Here is a 23,702-nt window from a genome sequence, read left to right on the forward strand (position 1 = left end):
CTAGGCGTTCTCCAGTTTTCTTATTGAGAATCTCTCACAGTATAAGGAGGCAAACAAAACTTTGTATAGGCAAGATGATATAATACATATAAATGGAATTTTAAAAATGGGATTAGCGCTTCGAAATAAAGTGATGTACATATCTTGGATATCGATGATTTAAAGCCTAAAGTCAATTTCCGAGAGTCATATATAAGAGGAGCTGTACAATGTTAAATAAGTTTTTGGCTTTTTTTAAAAAGAAGTCGTCTGAAAAGCCCGTTGTACCTAGAAAATCGTCTAAACCACCGCAGCGAAAAAAGATAGAAGCGACTCGTATTGGCGAATTAGGCGAGCATAAAATAAATATTCAATTGGATCAGTTGCCAAAAGACTGCAAGTATTTAAGTGATTTGCTAATCTCTAATCCTAAGTCACGCTCAGGTTATTCCCAGGTGGATCATCTCGTTATTTCTCCCTATGGACTATTCGTCATTGAAACGAAAAACTATAACGGGGAGATTAAGGGCGGGCGGAATGATACGCACTGGAGCGTGAGCAATCGTTTCAAAATGTATAATCCTCTTAGACAAAACTACGGGCATATGAAAGCATTGGAATCGCATTTAGAGGAATATGGAACATTGAGATATATTTCAGTGATTTCTTTTACCATGAGATGTCGATTCAGCATTGATCCCGAGCTGCGCAAAATTCATTCTGACGAGCTGATTGTATATGATGTGGAATTATCTGAGTTTATTAACCGGAAATTAAATCGACTAAAAGCCGAGAATCCGACAGCGAATGTGACGAAGGAAAGCGTACAAACTATCTACGAGAAAGTAAGAAGGTTAAACATTACCGATTTAAATAGTAGGGCAGAGCATATTGAAAAGGTGAAGAAAAGTACTTAAGAGATTCATTATAAATAATCAGAGGTATTCTATGAAGCAAGGTCTTTATGAGCAAATCATGAATAACAGGAGCGTGATTAATGGGCATTAATAAAAAAGGTAGAAGAAAGATTGTATGTAACGCCAGATTATTTTATTGGTATGTCCAGCCGGACTATGACGATTGTGGGCAAATAAAGCTAAATATCGTTTCAGATGATAAAAAGTGGATCGTTTCATATGAAGTCGGTCAGTCCAAGAATCCCAAAACACCCCACATCGTTATTAAGGGACGGGAATTTGAAGGATTAGATAGATCCGGTTGGCAAGGCTGGATGAGGGTACAGACTCCAATCTGGGAGGATACGATTATCACACCAGAATTAGTAAAGACAATTATTGAATGGTGTTTTCACAAGAAGGAGCGATTAATCGTTGTTGATTGGAAGGGGGAAATCATTTAGAGCCTAAATGATAGACTTGAGTCCAGAGGATACGAGCAACACCTTAAAAAAGGAGAGGTTTGATATAGCTCTATTTACAATGGTATTTAGAGAACATGGAGTGGGAAACAAGAACACGCAGGTACCCAATGGTATCCGCGTGTTCTTGTTCATTTGTATGACTCCATATTTTACAATGACAAAGTCAAGCATAATTAGAAATGATGACGATGTCCAATCCTATTATTTGAAGGTAATGCTATAGGATACGGACGGATAGGCTGTTGTCGATCCTGGAACGCGCTCTACTACTGTGATTAGAGTGCCAGGGTTATAGTAGGCCGAACCGCTGTTGTAATAGGTGCTGTTAACGATGGTCGTTCCTAGATCGAGCGTCGTATTGTTGTAGCTCCAGTAGTAATGCAGTTGAAGTGCATTAGGAACGGCTGTAGTGACGGTGACACTTGTACCTGTAGTTTTAGCATTAGGGAGGATGTAGGCATAGGATTGAGTAGCAGCAAGGGTATTATAATAGAGACCGCCGTAGCCGACGATAGCAGGATTAGCCGCTGCCGTCATGCTGAACATAAGAGACATTGCCAAAACGAGAACAAATAGTTTTGTGCTCCGTTTTTTCATAAATAGTCCGTCCTCTCCCAAAATGGATGGCTAACTTGTGCGATTAGTTGAAAGTAATAGAGTAATATACGGAAGGAATAGCAGTCGTCGATCCTGGAACGCGCTCTACTACTGTTATCAGAGTGCCAGGGCTGTAGTAGCCCGAGCCGCCATTGTAATTTGTGCTGTTTACGATGGATGTGCCAAGGTCCTGTGTTGTATTGTTGTAGCTCCAGTAGTAATGCAATTGAATGGCATTTGCTGCCGTTGCCGTAACCTTAACGCTTGAACCAGATGTTTTAGCATTAGGGAGAATGTAGGTATAGCTTTGACCAGCTGTGAGCGTATAGGAATTGGTAATTCCATAGGCGATGATAGTAGGGTTGGCCGATGCCGTCATGCTGAACATAAGAGACATTGCCAAAACAAGTACGAATAATTTTGCGCTTCGTTTTTTCATAAATGGTCCGTCCTCTCAAAAAATGGATGGTTAACTTATGCGATTAATTGAAAGTAATGGAGTAAGATACGGAAGGTAAAGGAGTCGTTGATCCTGGAACGCGCTCTACTACTGTAGTCAAAGTGCCAGGGCTGTAGTAGGCCGCACCGCCATTGTAATTTGTGCTGTTTACGACGTATGTGCCAAGGTCCAATGTTGTATTGTTGTAGGTCCAGTAGTAATGCAGTTGAATGGCATTTGCTGCCGATGCTGTTACCTTAACGCTTGTACCAGATGTTTTAGCATTAGAAAGAAAATAGGCAGAGGTTTGCCCAGCTGTGAGCGTATCGGAATAGGTCATTCCATAGGCTACGACATTAGCACTGGCCGATGCCGTCATGCTGAACATAAGAGACATTGCCAAAACAAGTACGAATAATTTTGCGCTTAGTTTTTTCATAAAAGGTCCGTCCTCTCAAAAAAGGATTATTTTAAAGCTTAAGTTAGATACAAACTAAGCCTTTCGAAGCGGTCCGCATCAATCCCCTCTCACTTAATGTTAGCGCTAACATTTCTAACCATTCCAATATATCCTATTAAAATACCGTTGTAAATGGTAGAGAAGAAGGAGCAAATGACGGGTTTTGTCGAGTTTTGGGAATGGAAATATCCAAATTTATGCTATGATAGATTTAGTCTGTCTATTGGAGTTTTGGCAGCCACTAATCGACTACATTCATTAGGATTTTGCCTCAAGGAGGAGCGCTATGAATATTACAGAAGATTTTATAGATGAACGATTCAAAACATATATTTTAGAAAATTATTGTGAAAATCGCGAATGGATTCAGACGAGCGATGTGGAGCAAATCGTATCGCTGCAGCTCGCAAGCCAAACATATTCAAGTCTGAAGGGCATTGAACATTTTACGTCTCTTGAAGAGCTGGATTGCTCATACAATAACCTGATGGAGCTAGATATCAGCAGCAATCTAAATCTGAGAAAGCTTAACTGCAACAAAAATGAGATTCATGCCTTGAATTTGACGAGCAATAGGAAGCTGGAAGTTCTGGATTGCGGGTTCAACCGAATTCGGGAGCTGGATATTAGCCGCAACGCCATGCTCGTCAAGCTGGACTGTTATTGGAATATCCTCTCGGAATTGCAAATCAATCAGAACACGAAGCTAGAGGAGCTAAACTGCGGCTACAATGCCCTTTTTAATATAAATTTGGATCAAAATATACAGCTTTCACGCCTTGATTGCGGAAACAATTATTTAATAAGCTTGAACGTAAAGGACTGTCCGAGCCTGCTTGAAATTCGCTGCAACAACAATCATCTTACGGAATTGGATGTAACCCACAATCCAGCGCTGCAAAGCTTAAGATGCTTTAATAATCATATTAAAGACTTGGATATTAGCCATAATGCGCTTTTAGCCGAGCTTTATTGCTCGGAAAATAAAATCTCGAAGCTGGATACGAGCCATAATCCAATGCTTGCGCGGCTGGATTATTCGAGCAATCTCATTGTCGAGCCCGATCACACGATCAAAGGAGTTGGAACCTTCGTATACGACGTCTCGCTTACATCCTATTCCACCACGCTTCTATATAAGGAGAAAGAGCTTGCCATAAGTGTGGCTGTCGCCACCAAAGCGGACATGAAACGGCTGTCGCCCATTATAAAAAAAGCGTGGGAGCATTTAGAGGAGCTATGTGATAGCACGCTGGGTTTGATTGCCGGCATGCATCCTGATGAGGATGTGAATGAGCTCATTTTGTCCGGGCTGGAGTTTGCCGGAGACCGCACTTTTCGTTTAGGCTACGATGCTGGCGACAGTCCAGCGGGGCAGCTATACATTTACGCGGCTTTTAATCATAAGCTTGAAATGGAAAGCGAGCTCATCTATGAAGTTTATTAATAACGATTATTCGAATTCGAAACACAAATCAAATTCCATACACCTGCCAAACAAGACGCCCCGGGAGCTTGCCCCTGGAGCGTCTTTATTTTGTCTATTCATGAGATTTTCAGATTAGGGACTTATAATGCTTCTATATTCATGCTGTAAAGGAGGTTGTCCATGGTTAAGGGCATTCAAAAAATATTGTATGTGATGCTTGCTTGTTTTATCGGACTTTTTATCGCGTCGTCGTTTTTTGTGAGGGCGGAATATCATTTTTACGAATACGGCGATACGCCACACTTGGGAAAGCAGCAGCTGGTTTTATTTATTTTGATCATCGGGACAGTCCTCGCCTTAAGCATCTTTCTATACAAGCTTTGCTTGAAGCTGAACAATTACAGCTGGAAAATCGTTATTCCTGCCACGCTGCTGCTTTCGTGTGCGCTCCAAATCGCGATCATTTTCCTGTTTCCCCGCCTGCCTACGGATGATTCCGAGACGGTGCTTTCTCTGGCGATGAATATGCTGTATCAAAAGGATTATTCCACCTTTCAGACCGGCGGATATCTGTATATGTTTCCGTTTAACTTTTCCATCGTCCTATACTTAAAAACACTGCTGCAGCTATTTCCAGATAATTATTTGGTCATCAAAATCTTTAACATTATGTTTACGCTCGTTACTACACTAATGATTTACTTGCTCTATAGAGAGCTGAATAGCAAGTACAAGGAAAATGACTATGGCGTTCTAGTGTTTGGCGCGACCTATATTCCGGCACTGTTTATGAGCAATTTTATTTATAACGATGTGATCGCTACCGCTTTTCTGACCAGCGCTTTGTATTTCTCTGTGAGGTTTATCCGAACCAGATCGATTAAGACGATCATCCTCGCTGCCATTTTGCTGGCCATTGGCAACTATTTCAGAAGCATCGGCGTTATTTTTCTGATCGCTGTGCTGCTTAGCCTTATTTTCAACATAAGGAAAATCGGAGTGAAGAAGGCTATCGCCTCGATGCTCCTAATGGCGGCGCTGTTTAATGTTCCGGCCTGGACGCAAAATGCGGTATTGCAAGGGGCGAATGTCGTAGATGAATCGGTCAACGAAAATTCTGCGCCAATCTACATGTGGCTGAATATGGGCATTAACAAAAACACATTTGGGTTTTGGGATAGCCGGCAAAGCTACAATATTTATCAAAGAGACGCGGGCTATAATAAGGCGGACAGTGTAGAGCTGTTTAAGGAGTCGATTAGCAATAAGCTCTCCGAGGCGAGTATAGGCGATTTAACAAAAATGTATTTTAAAAAGATCGTTTGGACGTGGACGGAAGGAACGTACCAGATGGAGCGGTACGGCATGGGCAACGATGGCTCGTCCGATACAGGAGGGAGAAGGAGCTTTAATCTGGAGCGCTACAGCTATACGACATGGGCGACGGACTTGTTTAAAGCTGATTCAAATTATAGAACGGCGCTGCTTTGGATGCTGTATGTGATGAGCTTTCTAATGTATGTCGGGATTTTCATCCGATTGCTTGGTGGAATTAAAGGCAAGCGATTCGAAGAAACCTCTTTAATTCTCGTCATTTTAGGATTCATCGGGTTTTATTTGTTATGGGAAATCAAGTCCCGATATATCTACCCCGTGTATCCATTGCTGATTGTGTTATCCTACATGGGCTTTAAGGATTTTTATGAGTATGGGTGGAAAAAATATTTCCTCCGATAACGATTATACGCTGGAAGAGGTGAGCTAGAGATGCGCAGTACAAGATATGGCTTTGCTTTAATTATCGTTATGCTCAGCTGCTCCCTGGTGCTTGCCTCATGCGAGGCCATTACCGCTCAAGCGATAACCCAATCGGACGCAGGCTCCAGGGGAAATGGCGGGCGTCAATAGCGATCATACGACTCCAGAAACGCGTTGGGCAAAACGCCAAGCTGCTAAAGCTGTACGTCGTTATGCAGGTTGTATGAGTAATGGTAAATGGTACAGAAAAGTTTATTGTTCTTGGAACATAAGCGATTACAAATTTTATCAAACAAGAAAACAAGCAATTAGGGAATGGGAAAAAAATGAACGATACCAGTCGAAATTTTCACTCGTAGAAATTATTTACGATTGGGAAAAGTTCTATAGAAGAAAATAATGGGGGAGATTTGGCCTGGGAAGCGCCAATAATAAAATATCCCCCATTAAACAAAAACCGCGAAAGCCTAGTGCTCCGCGGTTTTTCGCATTTTATCCCTAAATTCTTTTATTATTCTTTTATTGGATCTTAGTATAATTATATGGATACGCTAAGGCGTCGCTATTAAGATGCTGATTTCTTGGCGCGTTCATTAACAAACAGAAAAAAGCAATCGGGAGGCCATAAAATGGATAAAAGAGTATGGAACAGAGCGGCGGTTATGCTTATCGTCATCAGTATGCTCTCAGGCATGCTGCTGACGACGGGGATGCCCCAAGTCGTGTATGCGGCCGAAGATACGGTGAATTTCTCAGGGGGAGACGGCACGCTTGCGAATCCCTATAAAGTGTCAAGCGCGGCGGAATTAAGCAACGTCAATATTCCGGGAGCAGGAGCTTATTTTCAGCAGACAGGGGATATTCACTTGACTGGAAATTGGACGCCGCTCGGGGCCTTTCGCGGTATTTATGACGGCAATGGTTTTGGCATTTATAATCTGAATATGAATTCAGCAGATATCTTTGTGGGCTTGTTTTCAGAATTAGGTAGCGGGGCTTTACTGAAAAATATGACGCTGGCCGATTTCAATATTACGGCTACAGGAAATAATGCGCATGTCGGAGGTTTGGTCGGCTACACCGCATCGAGTGCAACCGTTACTGATAGCAAGGCAAGCGGTCTCCTTTCTTTCACCGATCCTACCTCGGTAGGGGGTCTGGTTGGTAATAACGCAGGGACGATCATCAATAGCTCAAGCAACAGCGTCATTACTAGTGGCGCTGATATCTTTAGTGCGGGCGGCCTGGTCGGTGTGAATGCTGGATCAATCATGGGCAGCAGCGCCAGCGGCTCTGTAAATGCAAATCATCTTCAGGCTTATGCTGGCGGTCTCGTTGGCATGAACGCGGGAACCGTTAGCGATAGCGAAAGCAGCAGTACGGTAACGACGGGAGATGCATCTTCAGCAGGCGGTCTGATTGGCTCCAATACATCAAGCGGAACCATTAATAACAGCTTCGGTTCCGGTAATGCCAGCGGCAAAAATAGCTCGGTTGCCGGGGGGCTAGTCGGCAGAAATGCAGGCAATATCAACGGCAGCTACAGTACAGGCAATACAGACACCGATACAGATGGAATGGCCGGAGGTTTGGTTGGCTATAAGTCAGGTGGATCGATTAACAATAGCTACAGCACAGGAAGTGCCAGCGGCGATAACTCGGTCTTTGTAGGCGGACTCGTTGGGATGAATATGGGAGATGTCAGCAACAGCTATAGCGCGGGTATTGCAAGTGGCGGGAGGGATGCCACTGGCGGTCTTATTGGCTACAATCCTAGCGGCAATGTTACAAACAGTTATTACTATAATTTAAGTGCTGCTACATCGGCCGGAGGCTCAGCTAAAAATGACGGAGAGCTTATGCAGCAGGCGACCTACTCCGCTTGGGACTTCAACAATATATGGAGAGTAGTGGAAGGGTACACTTATCCTTCTCTCCAGTGGCAGTCTTATACGCCGAAAGAATCCACAGCTTTGGATTATGTGAATTTAACCTGGGATTTGATTAAGGGAACCAATAGCTCGGAAAATAATGTGACAGCGGATCTAAATCTTCCGACAAATGGCGCCGCGGGTTCAACTATTCTATGGAGCGCATCGGCAAGCGGACTCATTAATCCGGGCACAGGCCAAGTGACAAGGGCAACCGATGATGATCATGCCGTTACTTTGACAGCTACAATCAGCAAATCGGGAGGGCAAACCCGGATAAAGTCCTTCAACTTGACCGTTATAGAGGCGCCTAACAATAAGCCTAATCGCAAGGCGGATGTAAATGCGGCGGACACTGCCAAAGTAGCGCTAAACACGCCTTATACGCTTGATCTCTCGACGATCTTTGAAGATGTGGACAGCGACCCGCTAAGCTATAACGTAGCGGTGAACGGCGCAGCAGCGGTAGCAGCAAGCGCAGCCTACTCCTACACGCCAAATACGGCAGGTCCAGTAACGCTTGTTTTCACGGCAAGTGATGGCGAAGATATTTCGGACGATACGTATACGATGGAGTTGGCGGTGAATCAAGCGCCTGTTCGACAGGCGGCTGTAGCTGCAGCGACAACTGCGACTGTATCGTTAAATGCAGCGTATACGCTTGATCTAGCCGCTATTTTTGAAGATGCAGACGCGGATGCATTAACCTACGACGTATCCATAGATGGCGCTGCGGCAGTAACAGCAGCAGAGAATTATACGTATACGCCGGCAGCGGCAGGTCAAATTACGCTCGTTTTTACCGCTAATGATGGCATGAGCGATTCATCGGACACGTATACGGTAGAGCTGACGGTGAACACGCTGCCTGTCCGCCAGCCGGATAAGGATGCGACAGTCGAAGCGACGGTGACAGTAAATGCGCCGTTTACGCTCGATCTAGCCACTATTTTTGCAGATGCCGACGGAAATGGATTGACGTACAAGGTATCGGTGGATGGTTCGGCGGCGGTAGCAGCGGCTGAAAATTACACGTACACGCCGACAACAGCAGGCCAAGTAATGCTTCTTTTTACAGCGAACGATGGAACGAACGATTCGGTGGACACCTACACGGTGAAGCTCACGGCTAATACGGTGCCTGTCCGCCAAGCAGATGTAGCTGCAACGACAGCAGCCATTGTGACGGTGAATACGCCGTATACACTTAATCTTGCCAGCATTTTTGAGGATGCGGATGGTGATGGCTTGACGTACAAGGTGTCGGTGGATGGTGCGGCGGCAGTAGCTGCGTCAGAGAATTACATGTATACGCCGACAGCGGGAGGCGAATACACGCTTGTTTTTACGGCGAACGACGGAGTGATAGATTCTGTAGATACCTATACGGTGGAGCTTACAGCTAATACGATGCCAGTACGTCAGTCGAGCGTTGGAGCGACGTCTAATGCCGTTATAACGCTGAACGAGTCCTATACGCTCGATCTAGCTGCTATTTTTGAAGATGCAGACGGCGATGGAATAACGTACAAGGTATCCATAGATGGAGCAGCCGCTGTTGCTGCAACGGAAAATTATATGTACACGCCGACAAAAGCAGGCCAAGTAACGCTTCTCTTTACAGCGAACGATGGAACAATCGATTCGGTGGACACCTATACGGTGGAGCTGACGGTCAACACGGTGCCTGTCCGCCAAGCAGATGTGGATGCGACAGCAACCGCAATTGTGACAGTGAATACGCCATATACACTTGATCTTGCTAACATTTTTGAAGATGCAGATGGCGATGGCTTGACGTACAAGGTGTCGGTGGATGGTATGGCGGCAGTAGCGGCAACCGAGAATTACACGTACACGCCAACATTGGCAGGGACTGTGACGCTGGTCTTCACAGCCAACGATGGATTTACAGATTCAGCGGACACTTATACCGTGACACTGACGGTAAACCAACCAAGCAATGGTAGTGGCGGTAATAGTGGCAATGGTAACGGTGGAGGAAGCGGGAACGGTGGAGGCAGTACGGTGCCACCGGCATACTCTTTAACCGTTACAGGAAGCGGGGGAACGACGCTTCCAACGCTGCCGGTCAAGGTTGATACAGCAGCAGGGCGCGCAGTCATTTCCATTGGCGAGCTGGCGAAACAGATATTCACCGGCAGCGAGACGACGGTTATGACTGTGCCCATTATCCCTGCTATACAATCTTACACGCTCGAAGTGCCAGCAGATTCACTGTCCATGGCGCAAGCCGCTGGTGAACTCATTTTCATAACTCGTGTAGGCAGTATAGCCATTCCAGCTAACATGCTGCATGGCATGGCAGAAACGAATGGGAAAATCGCAAGCCTTACGATCGGCGTTGGCGATAAGAAAGGATTGTCCGCTAAAGGGGCTGAAGCGATTGGCGACCGCCCGCTAATTGAGCTTACATTGGCGCTGAATGGCGTAACGACGCCGTGGAACAATCCAGCTGCGCCAGTTAAAATCACGATCCCTTACGCACCAACGGCTGAAGAATTGAAAAATCCAGAGCATATCGTCATTTGGTATATGGATGGCAGTGGCGACGCCATCGCTGTTCCAAGCGGACGCTATGATGCGGTGAGCGGAACGGTAACCTTTGAAACGTCGCATTTTAGCTCCTACGCAGTGGCTTATGTTCACAAAACCTTTGCAGACTTAGGCAAAGTGGAATGGGCTAGGCACTCAATTGAGGTGATGGCCTCCAAGGGGATCATTGGCGGCACATCGGCTGAGACCTATATGCCTGCCGCCAACATCACTCGGGCCGATTACCTAGTTCTGCTGGTGAAGACGTTAGGGCTGACAGCCGAGTTTAAAGAAAACTTCGCTGATGCAGATTCGGACGCCTACTATTATGAAGCGCTGGGCATTGCCAAGCAGCTAGGCTTAGCAACAGGATCAGGCAGCAATGAATTCCATCCACAGGATAGCATCTCGCGGCAGGATATGATCGTACTGACGGCCCGGGCGTTGGAGAAGTTCAGAGGGCTGGAAGCAGCAGCAGATGTCTCCGTGCTGGAGCCTTATAGCGACAGAGAGGATATAGCTGCCTATGCGGAATCAAGCCTCACGCTTCTTGTGGAAGAAGGTTTAATCTCCGGTTCTGGACGTAAGCTTAATCCCGGGGCGCTAACAACCCGCGCGGAAGCAGCGGTATTCCTTTACCGGATTTATAACCAATACTAATCGGTTTTGATGCCCATATAAGTGCTATATTTTGGATATGCGGCAGCAATTAGCTTAAGGGGTAGCAGTTAATAATCATATTAGTGAACAAAAACCGCGAAAGCTTGATGCTGCGCGGTTTTTGTTTGTAAACGTTCTGTTTTTTATTATTATTTTATTGCTGTGATTGAACTATATGATATTGGAAGCAATTATAACCCTGATGTTATAATGCTTTACATCATTTTCCGCATTCACTTTATATATATCATTGTCGAAAATTGAATGCAGATTGTGGCGAAATATAAGAGGAATTGGAAAATAAATGTGGAATATAGAGGATTATATGTATTATATTTTTTTTGAGTTCTCCATAGTTTGAAACAAAAAGCACGTTAATTAAACAAAATAAGGTGTTGGAGGGGCTAAGATGATATTAAGAGAGATAACAATTCAGAATTATAGAAAGTTTATAAACGCTTCACTTTCATTAACGGATGACATTACTCTCTTAGCTGGTGCAAATAATAGCGGAAAAACATCTTTGGTTGAGTTAATTGCAGGTATTTTGGGAGTGGGGAAAACATCATTTAATGTTTCCGATATTCCCGTGGAACTATCTAAAGAATGGTTGGATAAAGCCTACCCAATATTCTGCAGATGTTTTGATAAAGACTTGGATAAAGAAACTACAATAAAGGAATTAGTCAACAAGTTATATTCTCTTGATCCTCTTAATACAGAATCAGAAGTTGTTATTCCAACTACTGAAGTTAAGTTTAGAATTGATTATGATATAGTTGATGATATAAGGAATTTCGCGGATTATATAATGGATTTCGACCCTAATAAGCGTTCCTTTTATTTCGTTTATTCCTTTGAAGTATCGTCGACGTCTTTTGGACAGGCACTTGAACACGATTATGAAAAACTGAAAAGCAGATATAATACGATTACAAACAAAAGTATTGAAGATACGAAAGTAAAATTCCTAAAAGAAAAATTACTATATACATATGCAGCAGGTATTATTGAAAAGTGCTACTTCACTGATAGTCAGTTTCAAAATCGAAATGAGATGGGTCCTTTAGATTTCCGAAAACTGTTCAGTTATCAGAATATTATTGCGGGAAGACCACTTGATGATCATAATAATGGGAAATCTAAAAGTATAAGCAGAACTTTAATAGATATAGTATATCACGATGATAAATGGAAATCCTTATTGGCTACTTTGCCAGACAATATTCTTATGCCGATAGAGGCGGCAAAGATACCTGAAATCGTCCGTAAAGTTTCGGTAGATGGGCTTAGTGAAGCAATACACACAATTTCTCAAGCAAATGGTAGAAATACAGGTAGCATGGTAATTGATCTTGATATTTCTGAAGATGCAATCAGTTCTCTTATTAATCAAATAACAAATGCTAAATATCAAATTGAAGATCATTTTTTAAGTGAAGCATCACAAGGTTTAGGATACAGCAACATGATATTTATAATCCTTCAACTTGAGGCCTATAAACGAAATATTGACCCATTGCTCGTAAATATTTTCATTATAGAAGAGCCAGAATCACATATGCATCCTCAAATGCAGAACGTTTTCGGTAAGTATCTCCGAACTTACTATAAGGAAAAAAAGATACAAGGCATTATAACAACCCATTCGAGCGAGATGGTCAGGGTCACCGATATGATAAACCTTAGAGTAGCGCGCCCAACTGGCACTTTTACTAGTAAAATATTTGATTTTTCTTTGTTTAAAGAAAGTATAAGTGATGATCCTATTTTAGAGAATTTTTACGATTGGTTTTACGAAATTGGATTTTCTGATATTGTATTCGCTGATCGAGTAATTCTCTATGAAGGGGATACCGAAAGGATGCTAATACGAAAATTATCCACATTAAAAGAATTTCAAGTATTAAATCAACTGTATATAGCGTTCGTCCAAGTTGGAGGTGCATACGCACATAATTATAAAAACTTAATAGAGTTTTTGAAAATTAAAACTCTTATTTTAACGGATCTTGATTATTCTAAATCTGCGAACACTGAGGATATCATTAAGAATTCAAAAATTACAAATACCACAATTAATAATTTTTATAAAATAGGTATGCAAGTTGATTCTCCTACAGTAACAGATCTGTACCAGTGGAAAATAAATAAAGGAAATATATTGTTTGACGGTTATGCTTATTTAAACTATCAAGGAGAATCAGATAGTTTTGCTCGTACACTAGAAGAAGCGATGCTTGCAAAACATTATAAGATATTAGCATTTAAGAGGAAGAAACGTGAAACTTGGCTTCAATTAAGGAACAAGGATAATTTAAAATATACTATTCCTCAAAAATCTGGTTTTTATAGTTTGAGAGATATTGTCGATCATAGTTCAAAGGGAAAGACGGACTTTATGTATTCTGTTATTCTTAATAATTTAACAGAGGAGATGCTTCCAGACTATATCAAGGAGGGGCTAACATGGCTGATGGAGTAGTTGATAATATCTATCTTGTAAATGCACCCGCTGGTAGTGGTAAAACGACAAAAATTAAATCAATGATTGTGAATCATTCTATCGAGCATCCCAATGATAATATCTTATGTATCACATACACGAATAGAGCCGCAGATGAGCTTAAGAAAGATATAAACACTAAAAAGGTTTATATCGGTACAATTCATGCTTTTGTTCATAGATTTATCAGTTTGTATTTTTCGCATTCACAAGTTATTAGTCTGTATTTTGAAATTTACGGTGAGGAAATCCAAAAGAGGATTGATAATAAGGAAGGTGATACTAATTTTTTGAAAAGTAACGAAAGGTATATTGAGAAGTATGGTGATATAAGTTATGAGTTAATTCAGAGAAATCTTAAAAAGTTATATTATAATGAATTACAGTATAACTCCTTATACAGCGGCGGATTATCACACAATGATTTAATATCATTTGCTAAAATAATTCTGGATAGGTTCACTATCATCAAAAAAAGATTAGCACAAAAATTTCAAGTCATATTTGTAGATGAGTATCAGGATTCATCAGCTGATGTCCTTAAAATATTTTATGAAGCTATAAAAGGTACTGCAACAAGATTATATTTTCTTGGTGACAAAATGCAGCAAATATACAAAAATTATGATGGAACGTTTGAAGATGAATTATCTACTTTAAATAGATCAATAGCTTTGAAAACGAATCATCGATCAATACCACAGGTGATTGATATTCTAAATAAGATATATAATGATGATTCCTACAAGCAAGAACCGTCACCTAAAAATAATAATATTTTTCCTAATCATCCTCCAAGGGTATTAATATGTGAAGATATTTCTGAAAAGATATCTTCTGAAAAAAAAGTGTATCCTGATGCACTAGTCCTTGTTGTACTTAATCAAAAGAGATTTCAAACAATAGGTGCCGGTGATTTATATAAGCAGTTAAGTAGAATGGAAAGGTACTCTTTTGTTCAACAGTACTCTGCTATGGATGTTCTCATAGATCAAACAATTGATAATGCTGATTATCTCTTAAGATTACTTTTTGTCATAAATCAAATTTCAGAGTACTTTAATAGTAAGAACTTAGGTGGCATTATTCAGTTATTTAGAAATAACTCCAAAATATTTGACAAAGAAGTATATAAAGTAACAAATCACGAGGATAAAAGTCGGTTGCATAGTTTATTGGAAATGATTTTAGAGAAATATAACGACTTAAATAAAAAAAATGATATTAATTCAATTGTTTCAGTGCTTAAGACAACCGAATTGGTAAAATTAGATTATATTGAAGAAATAGTCGGTAGTGAAGAGTATCTGGATGTTTTGAAAGTGAAAATAAGTGAGTTCAAAGCAGTAGTCCAATACCTAAAAACTCCAAATGTATCTACACAGCACGGTGTAAAAGGGGAAAGTCACGATACAGTTTTTTTTATTGCGGAAGACGGTAGTTCTACGCCTTCGGTCCATATGTACCGTTTTTTTGAATTGTGGTGTAGTGTTGACATATCACTCGAAACCTTTGAAGTTTTCTACTATGAATATGTGGATTGGATTAATGAAACTGAACGATACCTAAAAATTAAATTGTCAAAAATTAACAAAGAGAAACATGAGCAGAATAAAGAATACTTGATAACAAGAGTCAACAAACTATTGGAAAACTTTAAAGACAATATAATTTTCAGTCAGTTGTGCGAACAGGACTACACGAATTATTTATCACGCCCTCTTGTGGGCACAGCGAAAGAATGTTTTAAAGAAAGTGTGGTTTATGGGACCTTAAGTGCATATCGGTTATTTTATGTTGGTTGCTCCCGAGCACGACGTAATTTGTCTATATTTATCGATGAATCAAAAATAAGCGGTTTTTCTACACAATTAATTGAAAAATTCAAAGCAACAGGATTTGATGTTGAGACTCGAAAATAATACCCTGAGTCATGCTTACTTAGATCAAAACAGCCCGATTATTCGTAATCGGGCTGTTAGAGATACATGATTAGCCGCTAACAATCTAAGTATCAATTAATCTTGTTTATCTAAAAGCCACATGAACATGAAGCTTCATCCCCCAATATAGCGTGCCGTTCATTTCTTTTTCAATCGTTTATTGCTTCTTCAAATCAATTTTAAAGGAATCCCCAGCTTTACCACCGAAAACGATCAGCCCGTCTTTTGGCAGTATCACCGATTTTTCAAGACTGGCGATCGAGAAGTTGACGATCATTCCTGCTGCATCATACACGGCAAAGCCGCTGCCTGCTGGCACATCCACAGTCATCTTTTTATTCGCTGACTTCTTGTCAATTTTATACCATACGGCATGACCGCTGGGTGGGATCGTGCTAACCGACAATTTTCCGCTGAAAAGAGGCGCGATCGCATCTTCACGGATAAAGGAGGAGCCGTCGATCATCAAATATTCTTTATTTTTCACCGAATAGAAATTCAGGTCAAAGGCATCTCTTCCGTCCGTAACCGGAATTTCAACAGCATTGACTGCTGTATTTTCATCTACAATTTTAGTGCCTGATGCGTATCCATACTCGGTATTCACAGCTATCTTCTTCACGAAATAGGGCTGCAACAAATAAAAGATAGAAGTGATTTTTTCATTCAAAGGGTAGTAGCTTTTGCCGTTTCTAGTTTCCCAAGCCTGTTTCGTTGCTGGTGTTAAAGAATTAGGGTCCAGCTTCTGATAGCTATAACCGACCATGAGCGTTTGCCCGATTCCCGGGAAATTCAAATAGGAGCCAAGCTTTAAATACGTTTTGCCATTGGTTTGCTGTTCAAAGCTTAAGGTGATGTTGCCTTCCTTATTTTTGAATTGTCCATTGCCCGTATAGACGTATTTTTGTTCAGGTATAAATCCTCCCATTAAAGCGGGTAAAGCAAGCTCTCCGTCCTCAATCGCAATATCCAACGTTGATCCCACTGTACCGTAAAATCCGGAATACGCAAGTAGATCTGCCGGCATGTCGACTTTCACGGAAGGCTCGAACGTTTTACCCTGCTGAATGTCTGGAATAATGTCCTCTGCCTTTAAATATTCTAACAACACATTGGTTGCAAAAACGCTGTTGTAAAGGGAGCTTCCTCCCGAGGAAAGCACGGCGATGGAAATGTGGTGCTCCGGCAGTGCAATCAGGGCAGCGTGATACATCATCGTATCTCCGCCTTTAGAGAGGGCTGTTATTCCATAATCATCAAACGGTGCCAAGCTGACGGCATCCCAGCCAAGACCATAGTTAAAGGTATTGGACTCATCCGAAACCCAGATGCCTTTTTTATACTCATGGCTTTGCATCGCTTCAGCAGATTGTGCGGATAAAATATCAGGATAATTGCCGATTAATACGTCAGCGAATTTACTTAATTCCTCTGCCGTTGAGTAAATGCCTCCTGTCCCAATGACATTGGCGTTTTCGACGGGCATAGCCTGATTCATCGTCGGAAAATACGTTTTAGCCAGCCGAGTCCGATCAAAGGAGTCGAGTGGTGTTTTCGTAGCGCTTAAATTCAGAGGCTTGGCTATACGCTGCGCAATGAATTCGGTATAGCTTAAACCGCTCACTCGTTCAACCAACTGCTCAAGCAGCTGGAAACCGTCATTGCTATATACCGAATATTCGCCGGGAGCTGATTTTAACCGTTCGGATTGCAAGCGGAGCAATAATTTATCATGATTGCTTGTATCATTGTCACCAAACAGCATGCTGCTTTCATAGTGGGAGCCGTAAAGTCCTGCTGAATGATTCATGAGCATACGCGGCGTTATTTGCTTGTAGCGCTCATCGGCCATTTTAAAATCCTTGATATACGTCGTCAGCGGCTTATCGATATCGATTTGCTTAGCATCAGCGAGCATCATCGCTGCCGCTGTAACGTACATTTTGCTTACCGAGCCTATTCCGAGCATCGTGTCCTTCGTAATGGGCGCCTTGGTCGCTTTATCATCTACCCCCGCGCTATCCGATAGGGCAACGGCCCCCTCATCCATAATCGCATATTGCAGCCCGCTGACACCGTAATTGGACACAATCTCCGAGGCGAGCAGCTCTGCCTTTTCCTTAACCGTATCCAGAGCCGCCCCCTTATTCGCCTGAGCAAACGTCTGGGTTACGGGGATAATGAACAGCGCAGCAGCCATTAATCCAGCAATCATTTTTTTCATTTTTAAAATCCTCCTCTTAAGTCCATTGCCAAATTTTACTTCCTGCATGTATCTTACTAGGAGGGAGAGGCATATGGAGCAAATGACCCTGAAACGAAAAAAACAATCCCTAAACAACAAGATTGTTTAAGGATTGTTCGTTCAAAAGGGCAGCATGACCATATTTTGAAAACGTTTCGGCTTCGTCTCGATCGTCATATGACCACCATATTTGTCGCATATTCTAGCAATGTTGGTTAAGCCAATGCCATGGTACTCTGGGTTCGGCTTCTGGCTGTTCAACGAGGCGGCCTCTGTTTCCATATGATTAAGGATATGGATGAACAGTGCCGATTCATTGGCATGGATGTGAATGAGAATGGAGCGATCCTCAGCGATTCGCACCTGTTTAGAAGCTTCGATGGCATTATCCAGCATATTTCCTAGGACGACACATAGGTCATACCGGTCAATGGCAACTTCCTGGGCGTTCAGGTTAAGCTTCGTATCGATTCGTATGCCATTCGCCTGGCCAATCGTAAGCGTATTCGTAACAAGCGCATCAATAACGAGATTCCCCGTATTCACCCTCTGATAGGCGCCTTCGACTTTGTTTAACGTTGTCTTAATATGCTCCATCGCTGCCGCCAGCTCATTTCGTTTAATACATTCCTCGATGTACAAAAACTGCTGGTTCGTATCATGAATGATCCTCTTAATCGATTTGAAGCTATGAACGGTTTTCTCGTAATTGGCATCCTGATAGTCCATCTGCTGCTGCAATTGGGCATTCTCATGCATAAATTGAAATTTTTCAATAATCATATCAAAAATATAAATGATCATCACATTGATGAAAAGAAATCCGATGACCGATATGAAATAGTGAATGTTCTTTTCGCTATAGCTTGTCAGCACATTAAGCTGGTACAGGCTGATTGCAGGGATAATCATGATGAGCAAATAGTAACGGTAATGCAAAGAGAAGCTTCGGTGTTTGGCAATTAGCCGGATCATTTGAATGACTGCAAACATGATGACGCAGGTGAGCAAAGTAGCCTTCGTATAAGCGAGCTGATCCTGAGCATTAATCGAATTAAAGTTGCTGAAGTCAACGGAATCCAGTTTATAAAAAATATAAAGCGAGATGAGATTAACGATGGACATTAGCACGCCATAAAGGATCGTGAAAATGATTTTGGCTTTTAACTCGACCTTATAAGACTGAGCCAAACTAAATATGACAAGCAGCGCAAAAATCGAGGATACAACAGGAGAGATATAAAAAAGTAAATACAGACAATTGAGCACGATAAAAACAATAAAATAAAGGAATCGATAAGGCTTTCTAGTTGGCTTGCCAAAAACCGAATTGAAGAAAAAAGAAATCTGGACGCCCATCACAAGAGCAATGCTAAATACAATAAACAGGTTGTCATGACTCATTTTCATTGACCCTCATGATCATAAATTTGGTATAAAAATCCTTCACTTCTTTAATTTTTGAACGGCCGATCGGCAGCTCCAGGCCACTAGACATGAGAACGACCCCGCTCGCAAACTTCTTCACATGGAGCAGATTAATAATAATGGATCGATGAATTTGCATGAAGTTGCTGTCCTTCAAGGCTGAAGCATAATCGGCAAGAATGCCTTTGCTTTCATAGGTTCCATGTGAGGTTATAAAATTCAGCTTGCTCTTTACGCTTAAGCTTTTGGCTGCCTCGATGCCAATGATGTCATCATATTTTAAAACAACCTCTTCATAAGCCGACTTGATGACCAGAAACTTTTTGTGAAGCGCTTGAAAGTATTGGCATAGCTTCATTATTTTTTCCTCAAGGATCGCAGGGGCTACCGGCTTTAATAAATATTGAAAGGTCATGACGTCAAAGCTTTCGACCATATATTCCGGGTAGCTTGTCAGGAAGACAATTTGCTCATCGAGGCGATGGAGCCCTCTAATTTTTCGAGCGGTTTGAATCCCGTTTAGCCCGCCCATTTCAACATCCAATATTAAAATATGGAAAGGCGCTTCCTCCCGCTCGTAATGAGAGAGAAGCTGTTCTCCCGAGCTGAATAATTCGATTTCAAAATCGATATTGGACTTGATCGACAAAGCAATCAGCATGCTTCTAACGAGCTCTCTTTGCTTTTCCTCATCCTCACAAATTGCTACTCGATACATAAAAGGATACCTCCCTCAGTTCCACTTGCGTCATTGTACGACGGTATCTAAATATCATACAATTATTTGGCGATGAAAAAACAGCTTTTGGGTAAAATGCATATTTGAATCCCTCAAATGACGTAAATAGGTAATAGTCGTAAAAATGGGACAGCATATAAGAGCGGTATCCGCTCATCGTTAAGAAAATGTTAAACCATTCATAAGTATTGAGGCCCTTGTTGTTAAACTGTTTCCTTCATAATGCAGGGAGGGTAAACTGTAGGGGACGAGGCAAGGGGCTTGGGAGGAAAGGGGTCACACAATGGCTGCTGCAACAATATTAATGGTCGATGATGAGAAGGAAATATTGAAGCTGATTGAGATTTATTTGCTGAATGAAGGCTATCAGCTGCTGCAGGCGTCGAACGGATTAGAGGCGCTTGAGCTGCTGAGTAAACATAGCGTTGATCTGATCATACTTGATGTGATGATGCCGAAGATGGACGGACTGGAAGCCTGCATGAAAATTCGCGAGGATCACAATATCCCGATTATTATGCTGTCAGCGAAGACGCAGGATATCGATAAAATTACGGGTCTTAGCATCGGTGCTGACGAATATGTGTCCAAGCCGTTCAGTCCGCTTGTGCTCGTTGCGCGTATTAAGTCGCATTTGCGCCGTTATAATCGGATGAGTGTTCAGAAGTTGGAGCCGAGCAGCGACCAGCAAATTGTAATTGATGATCTTGTCATTAATATTGATGCCCATACCGTTACTGTCGACGGGCAAGAGGTAAAGCTGACGCCGCGTGAATTCGCCGTACTGGAGCTGCTTGCTATTAATCGGGGCATTGTTTTGAGTACGGAGCGAATTTACGAGGTAGCCTGGAATGAGCCTTTCATGGAATCGAAAAATACGGTCATGGTGCATATTCGTAAAATTCGCGAGAAAATCGAAAAGGACCCGCAGCATCCGAAGTTTATTAAAACGGTATGGGGCATCGGCTACAAAATGGAGGCGCTATGAACAGTGAGCAAATGAGACGCCTTATATTTGCTACGCTGGGAAGCTTCGCGATTACGATAATTGGCTTGTTTGTCGCCTATGGGCTGTCAGCCAATGTGCTCATGAATTTTCGGCCATTCCGGGAAACCGTAAGAGGGCTGCAAAATATTGTAGGGACTTTACCGCTTGTCATATTTGCGGCTTTGCTTTTGTTTAGCCTCTGTTTAATCTTCTTCTACAGTCGGGAGACGAATGCGGCAAAGGCTGGTTATCGCGGAAGCCTTGCAGCATTTGGAACGGGAAGCTGGCTGTTTCGAACGATTCGCTGGAAGCTCGTATTCGGGTTTTTAATAAGCCTCGTCATCAGCTTTATTTTATTTATGCTGCTTTATTTTGCAGTCGTATTGCTTGTAGAAATAGCGCCGCTAGGCGAGCTCATACGCGGCATTATTGAAACGATAGGGCGTTTGCCGCTTATTATCGCCACCTGCTTTTTTCTCTTCCTGGTCGTATTTTTCCTAATCAGCAATCAAACGATTCATTATTTAAGGGAAATTACCTTCGGCCTCCAGCAAATTGCTAATGGCAATCTGAACTACGAGATCGCGGTAAAATCCTCGGATGAATTGGGCGAGGTCGCATATAACATCAATCAAATGGGCCACAAGCTGAACATGTTGATTGAGGAGGAGCGTAAGGCGGAGAAGACGAAAAATGATTTGATCACTGGTGTTTCTCATGATTTGCGCACACCTTTGACTTCGGTTCTCGGCTTTCTGGAGCTGATCGAACAGGATCGCTATAAAGATGAGGTCGAGCTTCGGTATTACATTGGCATTGCCTATGAAAAGTCATTAAGCTTGAAAAAATTAATTGATGATTTATTCGAATTTACGCGGGTCAATAACGGCATGCCTTTGGAAAAGCTCGAATTGGATTTGAACGGTTTTATCCAGCAGCTGTTAGAGGAGTTCGTGCCGAATTTGGAAGCGGCAGGAATGAAGGGGCGTGTCTTTCCAGACGCTGCTCCGCTCAAAATTAAGGCCGATGGCGACCGGCTGGTCAGAGCCTTTGAAAATTTGGTCATGAATGCAATTCAATACGGGCAGGAAGGCGGCTATGTCGATGTCCGTTTGCGGCGGGAGCAGGGCTATGCTGTAGTGGAGGTCGTCAATTATGGCGAGTCGATTCCCGAAAAATATTTGCCTTATTTATTTGAACGCTTCTATCGCGGAGACCAATCCCGGTCACAGCAGACGGGCGGGACGGGACTTGGGCTCTCGATTGCGAAGAGCATTGTGGAGCTGCATGATGGAACGATTGCGGTAAAAAGCAGGCGGGGCGAGACGATATTTGAAACGCGCTTTCCTTTATATTAATAACGAAAACACAATGACCTTGTATACGAGGAATTGTGTTTTTTGTTTTTGCTAAACAAATGTTAAGAAGTGTTAAGAAATGTTAAGAAATGATAAGCAAATGTTTCGATTCTACTAAGCTTACGGTTATAGGCTCATAAGAGAAGCCCGCTATGCTAGATTCATACATCTGATAGGGGGATGAAGGAGAACATGAATAAAATACGAGTGGGCGTATTGTTCGGCGGTTGTTCTACGGAATATAAAGTGTCGTTATCCTCAGCAGCCGCTGTTCTGGAGCATTTAAATCGAGATAAATATGATGTCGTCATGATCGGTATTACGAGAGACGGACGCTGGTATAGATATAACGGGGACCTAACAGACATTCGGGAGGATCGCTGGAGCAGCCAGTCTGCCCAGTGCGTCCCGGCTGTTCTATCTCCGAGCAAAGAAACGAGAGGACTCATTGAGCTTGTGCATACGGAATTTCACATCACAACGTTAGATGTCGTATTCCCGGTTTTGCATGGTAAAAATGGCGAGGATGGCACCGTGCAGGGGCTGCTTGAGCTGTCGGGCCTGCCATTCGTAGGCTGCGGCACATTATCCTCTGCCATTTGCATGGATAAAGCGGTGGCCAAAAATGTAGTCCAAGCTGCCGGACTGGAGGTACCGCCATCGATTACCGTCCTGGCTGGCGATTCCATTGCCGAAGCAGTGGGGGCAGCGGCGAAGCTGGGCTTCCCGCTTTATGTGAAGCCTTCCAGATCCGGTTCCTCCATCGGGATAACGAAAGCTTACACAGAGCAAGAGCTGATAAGCGGCATTGAGGAAGCTTTTTCCCATGACGGAAAAGTTGTAATCGAGCAGCATGTGAATGGCTTTGAGGTGGGCTGCGCTATACTTGGCGATGCCTCGCAGCCCATAATCGGCGAAATCGATGAAATTGCGCTGACGGGAGAGTTTTTTGACCATGAAGAAAAATATTCGCTAGGCACAGCAGCCATTCATCTGCCTGCCCGCATCCATAAGGATATGGCGGACAAAGTGAAAGCTATGGCGCTAAGGATTTATAGCGTACTGGGGTGCAGCGGGCTAGCAAGGGTGGATTTATTTTATGCGAGCGATGGGCGGCTCTTATTTAATGAAGTCAACACGCTTCCCGGTTTCACGGCGCACAGCAGGTATCCGAATATGATGAAGCATGCAGGCATTGACTTTCCTGAGCTGCTGGACCGTCTCATTGAGCTGGAGACAGCAAAGGCGGCATTATGATGGAAGCTATAAGCATAAGCCGCAAGCCCAGCGAGAGGAAGCATGAAA

General features: G+C 42.7%; 18 protein-coding genes. 12 read left to right on the forward strand and 6 right to left on the reverse strand.

Features of this window, described 5'->3' with window-relative positions:
* The first annotated feature begins 209 nt into the window (after positions 1 to 209).
* Positions 210 to 896 carry a nuclease-related domain-containing protein gene (locus AC50X8_RS13505; protein WP_056034565.1) on the forward strand — a complete coding sequence of 229 codons (687 nt, stop codon included), beginning with the start codon at positions 210 to 212 and terminating at the stop codon, positions 894 to 896.
* Positions 897 to 976: 80 nt separating this feature from the next.
* The gene (locus AC50X8_RS13510) at positions 977 to 1,339 is read left to right on the forward strand and encodes a hypothetical protein (protein ID WP_056034568.1); all 363 of its coding nucleotides are present in this window, start codon (positions 977 to 979) and stop codon (positions 1,337 to 1,339) included.
* A 222-nt stretch (positions 1,340 to 1,561) separates the two neighbouring features.
* On the opposite strand, the gene AC50X8_RS13515 is transcribed toward AC50X8_RS13510, so the two are convergent.
* The 3 genes from AC50X8_RS13515 to AC50X8_RS13525 are packed head-to-tail and all read right to left on the reverse strand — an operon-like array spanning position 1,562 to position 2,835.
* Positions 1,562 to 1,957, reverse strand: coding sequence for a hypothetical protein (locus AC50X8_RS13515; RefSeq protein ID WP_056034575.1), 396 nt, complete (start codon positions 1,955 to 1,957; stop codon positions 1,562 to 1,564).
* 43 nt (positions 1,958 to 2,000) lie between these two features.
* Positions 2,001 to 2,396 carry a hypothetical protein gene (locus AC50X8_RS13520; RefSeq protein WP_494880068.1) on the reverse strand — a complete coding sequence of 132 codons (396 nt, stop codon included), beginning with the start codon at positions 2,394 to 2,396 and terminating at the stop codon, positions 2,001 to 2,003.
* 43 nt (positions 2,397 to 2,439) lie between these two features.
* A complete protein-coding gene (locus tag AC50X8_RS13525) occupies positions 2,440 to 2,835 on the reverse strand; it encodes a hypothetical protein (protein WP_494859079.1) in 396 nt (131 codons plus the stop codon).
* Positions 2,836 to 3,142: 307 nt separating this feature from the next.
* Here AC50X8_RS13525 and AC50X8_RS13530 point away from each other — a divergent pair, with 307 nt between their 5' ends.
* The 7 genes from AC50X8_RS13530 (at position 3,143) to AC50X8_RS13560 (ending at position 15,618) form a co-directional block, all read left to right on the forward strand.
* On the forward strand, positions 3,143 to 4,303 hold the full coding sequence (locus AC50X8_RS13530) for a leucine-rich repeat domain-containing protein (RefSeq protein WP_494880069.1): 1,161 nt from the start codon (positions 3,143 to 3,145) through the stop codon (positions 4,301 to 4,303).
* Positions 4,304 to 4,465: 162 nt separating this feature from the next.
* Complete coding sequence (locus AC50X8_RS13535; protein WP_494880070.1) at positions 4,466 to 6,022, forward strand: glycosyltransferase family 39 protein; 1,557 nt, start codon at positions 4,466 to 4,468, stop codon at positions 6,020 to 6,022.
* Between the two features lie 30 nt (positions 6,023 to 6,052).
* Complete coding sequence (locus AC50X8_RS13540) at positions 6,053 to 6,193, forward strand: hypothetical protein (protein WP_155973113.1); 141 nt, start codon at positions 6,053 to 6,055, stop codon at positions 6,191 to 6,193.
* The gene (locus AC50X8_RS13545) at positions 6,177 to 6,443 is read left to right on the forward strand and encodes a hypothetical protein (RefSeq protein ID WP_494880071.1); all 267 of its coding nucleotides are present in this window, start codon (positions 6,177 to 6,179) and stop codon (positions 6,441 to 6,443) included. Before AC50X8_RS13540 ends, AC50X8_RS13545 begins: the two co-directional genes overlap by 17 nt.
* Positions 6,444 to 6,672: 229 nt before the next feature.
* A complete protein-coding gene (locus AC50X8_RS13550) occupies positions 6,673 to 11,190 on the forward strand; it encodes an Ig-like domain-containing protein (RefSeq protein ID WP_494880072.1) in 4,518 nt (1,505 codons plus the stop codon).
* Positions 11,191 to 11,599: 409 nt separating this feature from the next.
* Positions 11,600 to 13,675 carry an AAA family ATPase gene (locus AC50X8_RS13555; protein WP_494880073.1) on the forward strand — a complete coding sequence of 692 codons (2,076 nt, stop codon included), beginning with the start codon at positions 11,600 to 11,602 and terminating at the stop codon, positions 13,673 to 13,675.
* Positions 13,660 to 15,618: a UvrD-helicase domain-containing protein gene (locus AC50X8_RS13560; RefSeq protein ID WP_494880074.1), complete on the forward strand. Its 1,959-nt coding sequence runs from the start codon at positions 13,660 to 13,662 to the stop codon at positions 15,616 to 15,618. The genes AC50X8_RS13555 and AC50X8_RS13560 overlap by 16 nt, the downstream gene beginning before the upstream one ends.
* 178 nt (positions 15,619 to 15,796) lie before the next feature.
* Here AC50X8_RS13560 and AC50X8_RS13565 read toward each other — a convergent pair whose 3' ends face one another.
* From AC50X8_RS13565 to AC50X8_RS13575, 3 genes are all read right to left on the reverse strand, one after another.
* Complete coding sequence (locus AC50X8_RS13565; protein WP_494880075.1) at positions 15,797 to 17,863, reverse strand: serine hydrolase domain-containing protein; 2,067 nt, start codon at positions 17,861 to 17,863, stop codon at positions 15,797 to 15,799.
* A gap of 141 nt (positions 17,864 to 18,004) precedes the next feature.
* A complete protein-coding gene (locus AC50X8_RS13570; protein WP_056034601.1) occupies positions 18,005 to 19,288 on the reverse strand; it encodes an ATP-binding protein in 1,284 nt (427 codons plus the stop codon).
* Positions 19,278 to 20,030, reverse strand: a complete 753-nt coding sequence (locus AC50X8_RS13575) for a LytR/AlgR family response regulator transcription factor (RefSeq protein ID WP_494880076.1) — start codon at positions 20,028 to 20,030, stop codon at positions 19,278 to 19,280. The genes AC50X8_RS13570 and AC50X8_RS13575 overlap by 11 nt, the downstream gene beginning before the upstream one ends.
* A gap of 304 nt (positions 20,031 to 20,334) precedes the next feature.
* On the opposite strand from AC50X8_RS13575, the gene AC50X8_RS13580 reads away from it, so the two are divergent.
* From AC50X8_RS13580 to vanG, 3 genes are all read left to right on the forward strand, one after another.
* On the forward strand, positions 20,335 to 21,039 hold the full coding sequence (locus tag AC50X8_RS13580) for a response regulator transcription factor (RefSeq protein ID WP_494880077.1): 705 nt from the start codon (positions 20,335 to 20,337) through the stop codon (positions 21,037 to 21,039).
* Entirely contained in the window at positions 21,036 to 22,397 is a 1,362-nt protein-coding gene (locus AC50X8_RS13585; RefSeq protein WP_235533133.1) for a sensor histidine kinase, read from the forward strand. Before AC50X8_RS13580 ends, AC50X8_RS13585 begins: the two co-directional genes overlap by 4 nt.
* A gap of 192 nt (positions 22,398 to 22,589) precedes the next feature.
* Positions 22,590 to 23,654: a D-alanine--D-serine ligase VanG gene (gene vanG / locus AC50X8_RS13590; protein WP_494880078.1), complete on the forward strand. Its 1,065-nt coding sequence runs from the start codon at positions 22,590 to 22,592 to the stop codon at positions 23,652 to 23,654.
* The last annotated feature ends 48 nt before the right edge of the window (positions 23,655 to 23,702 follow it).

It is taken from the genome of Paenibacillus sp. JT22N15 (assembly GCF_059383755.1).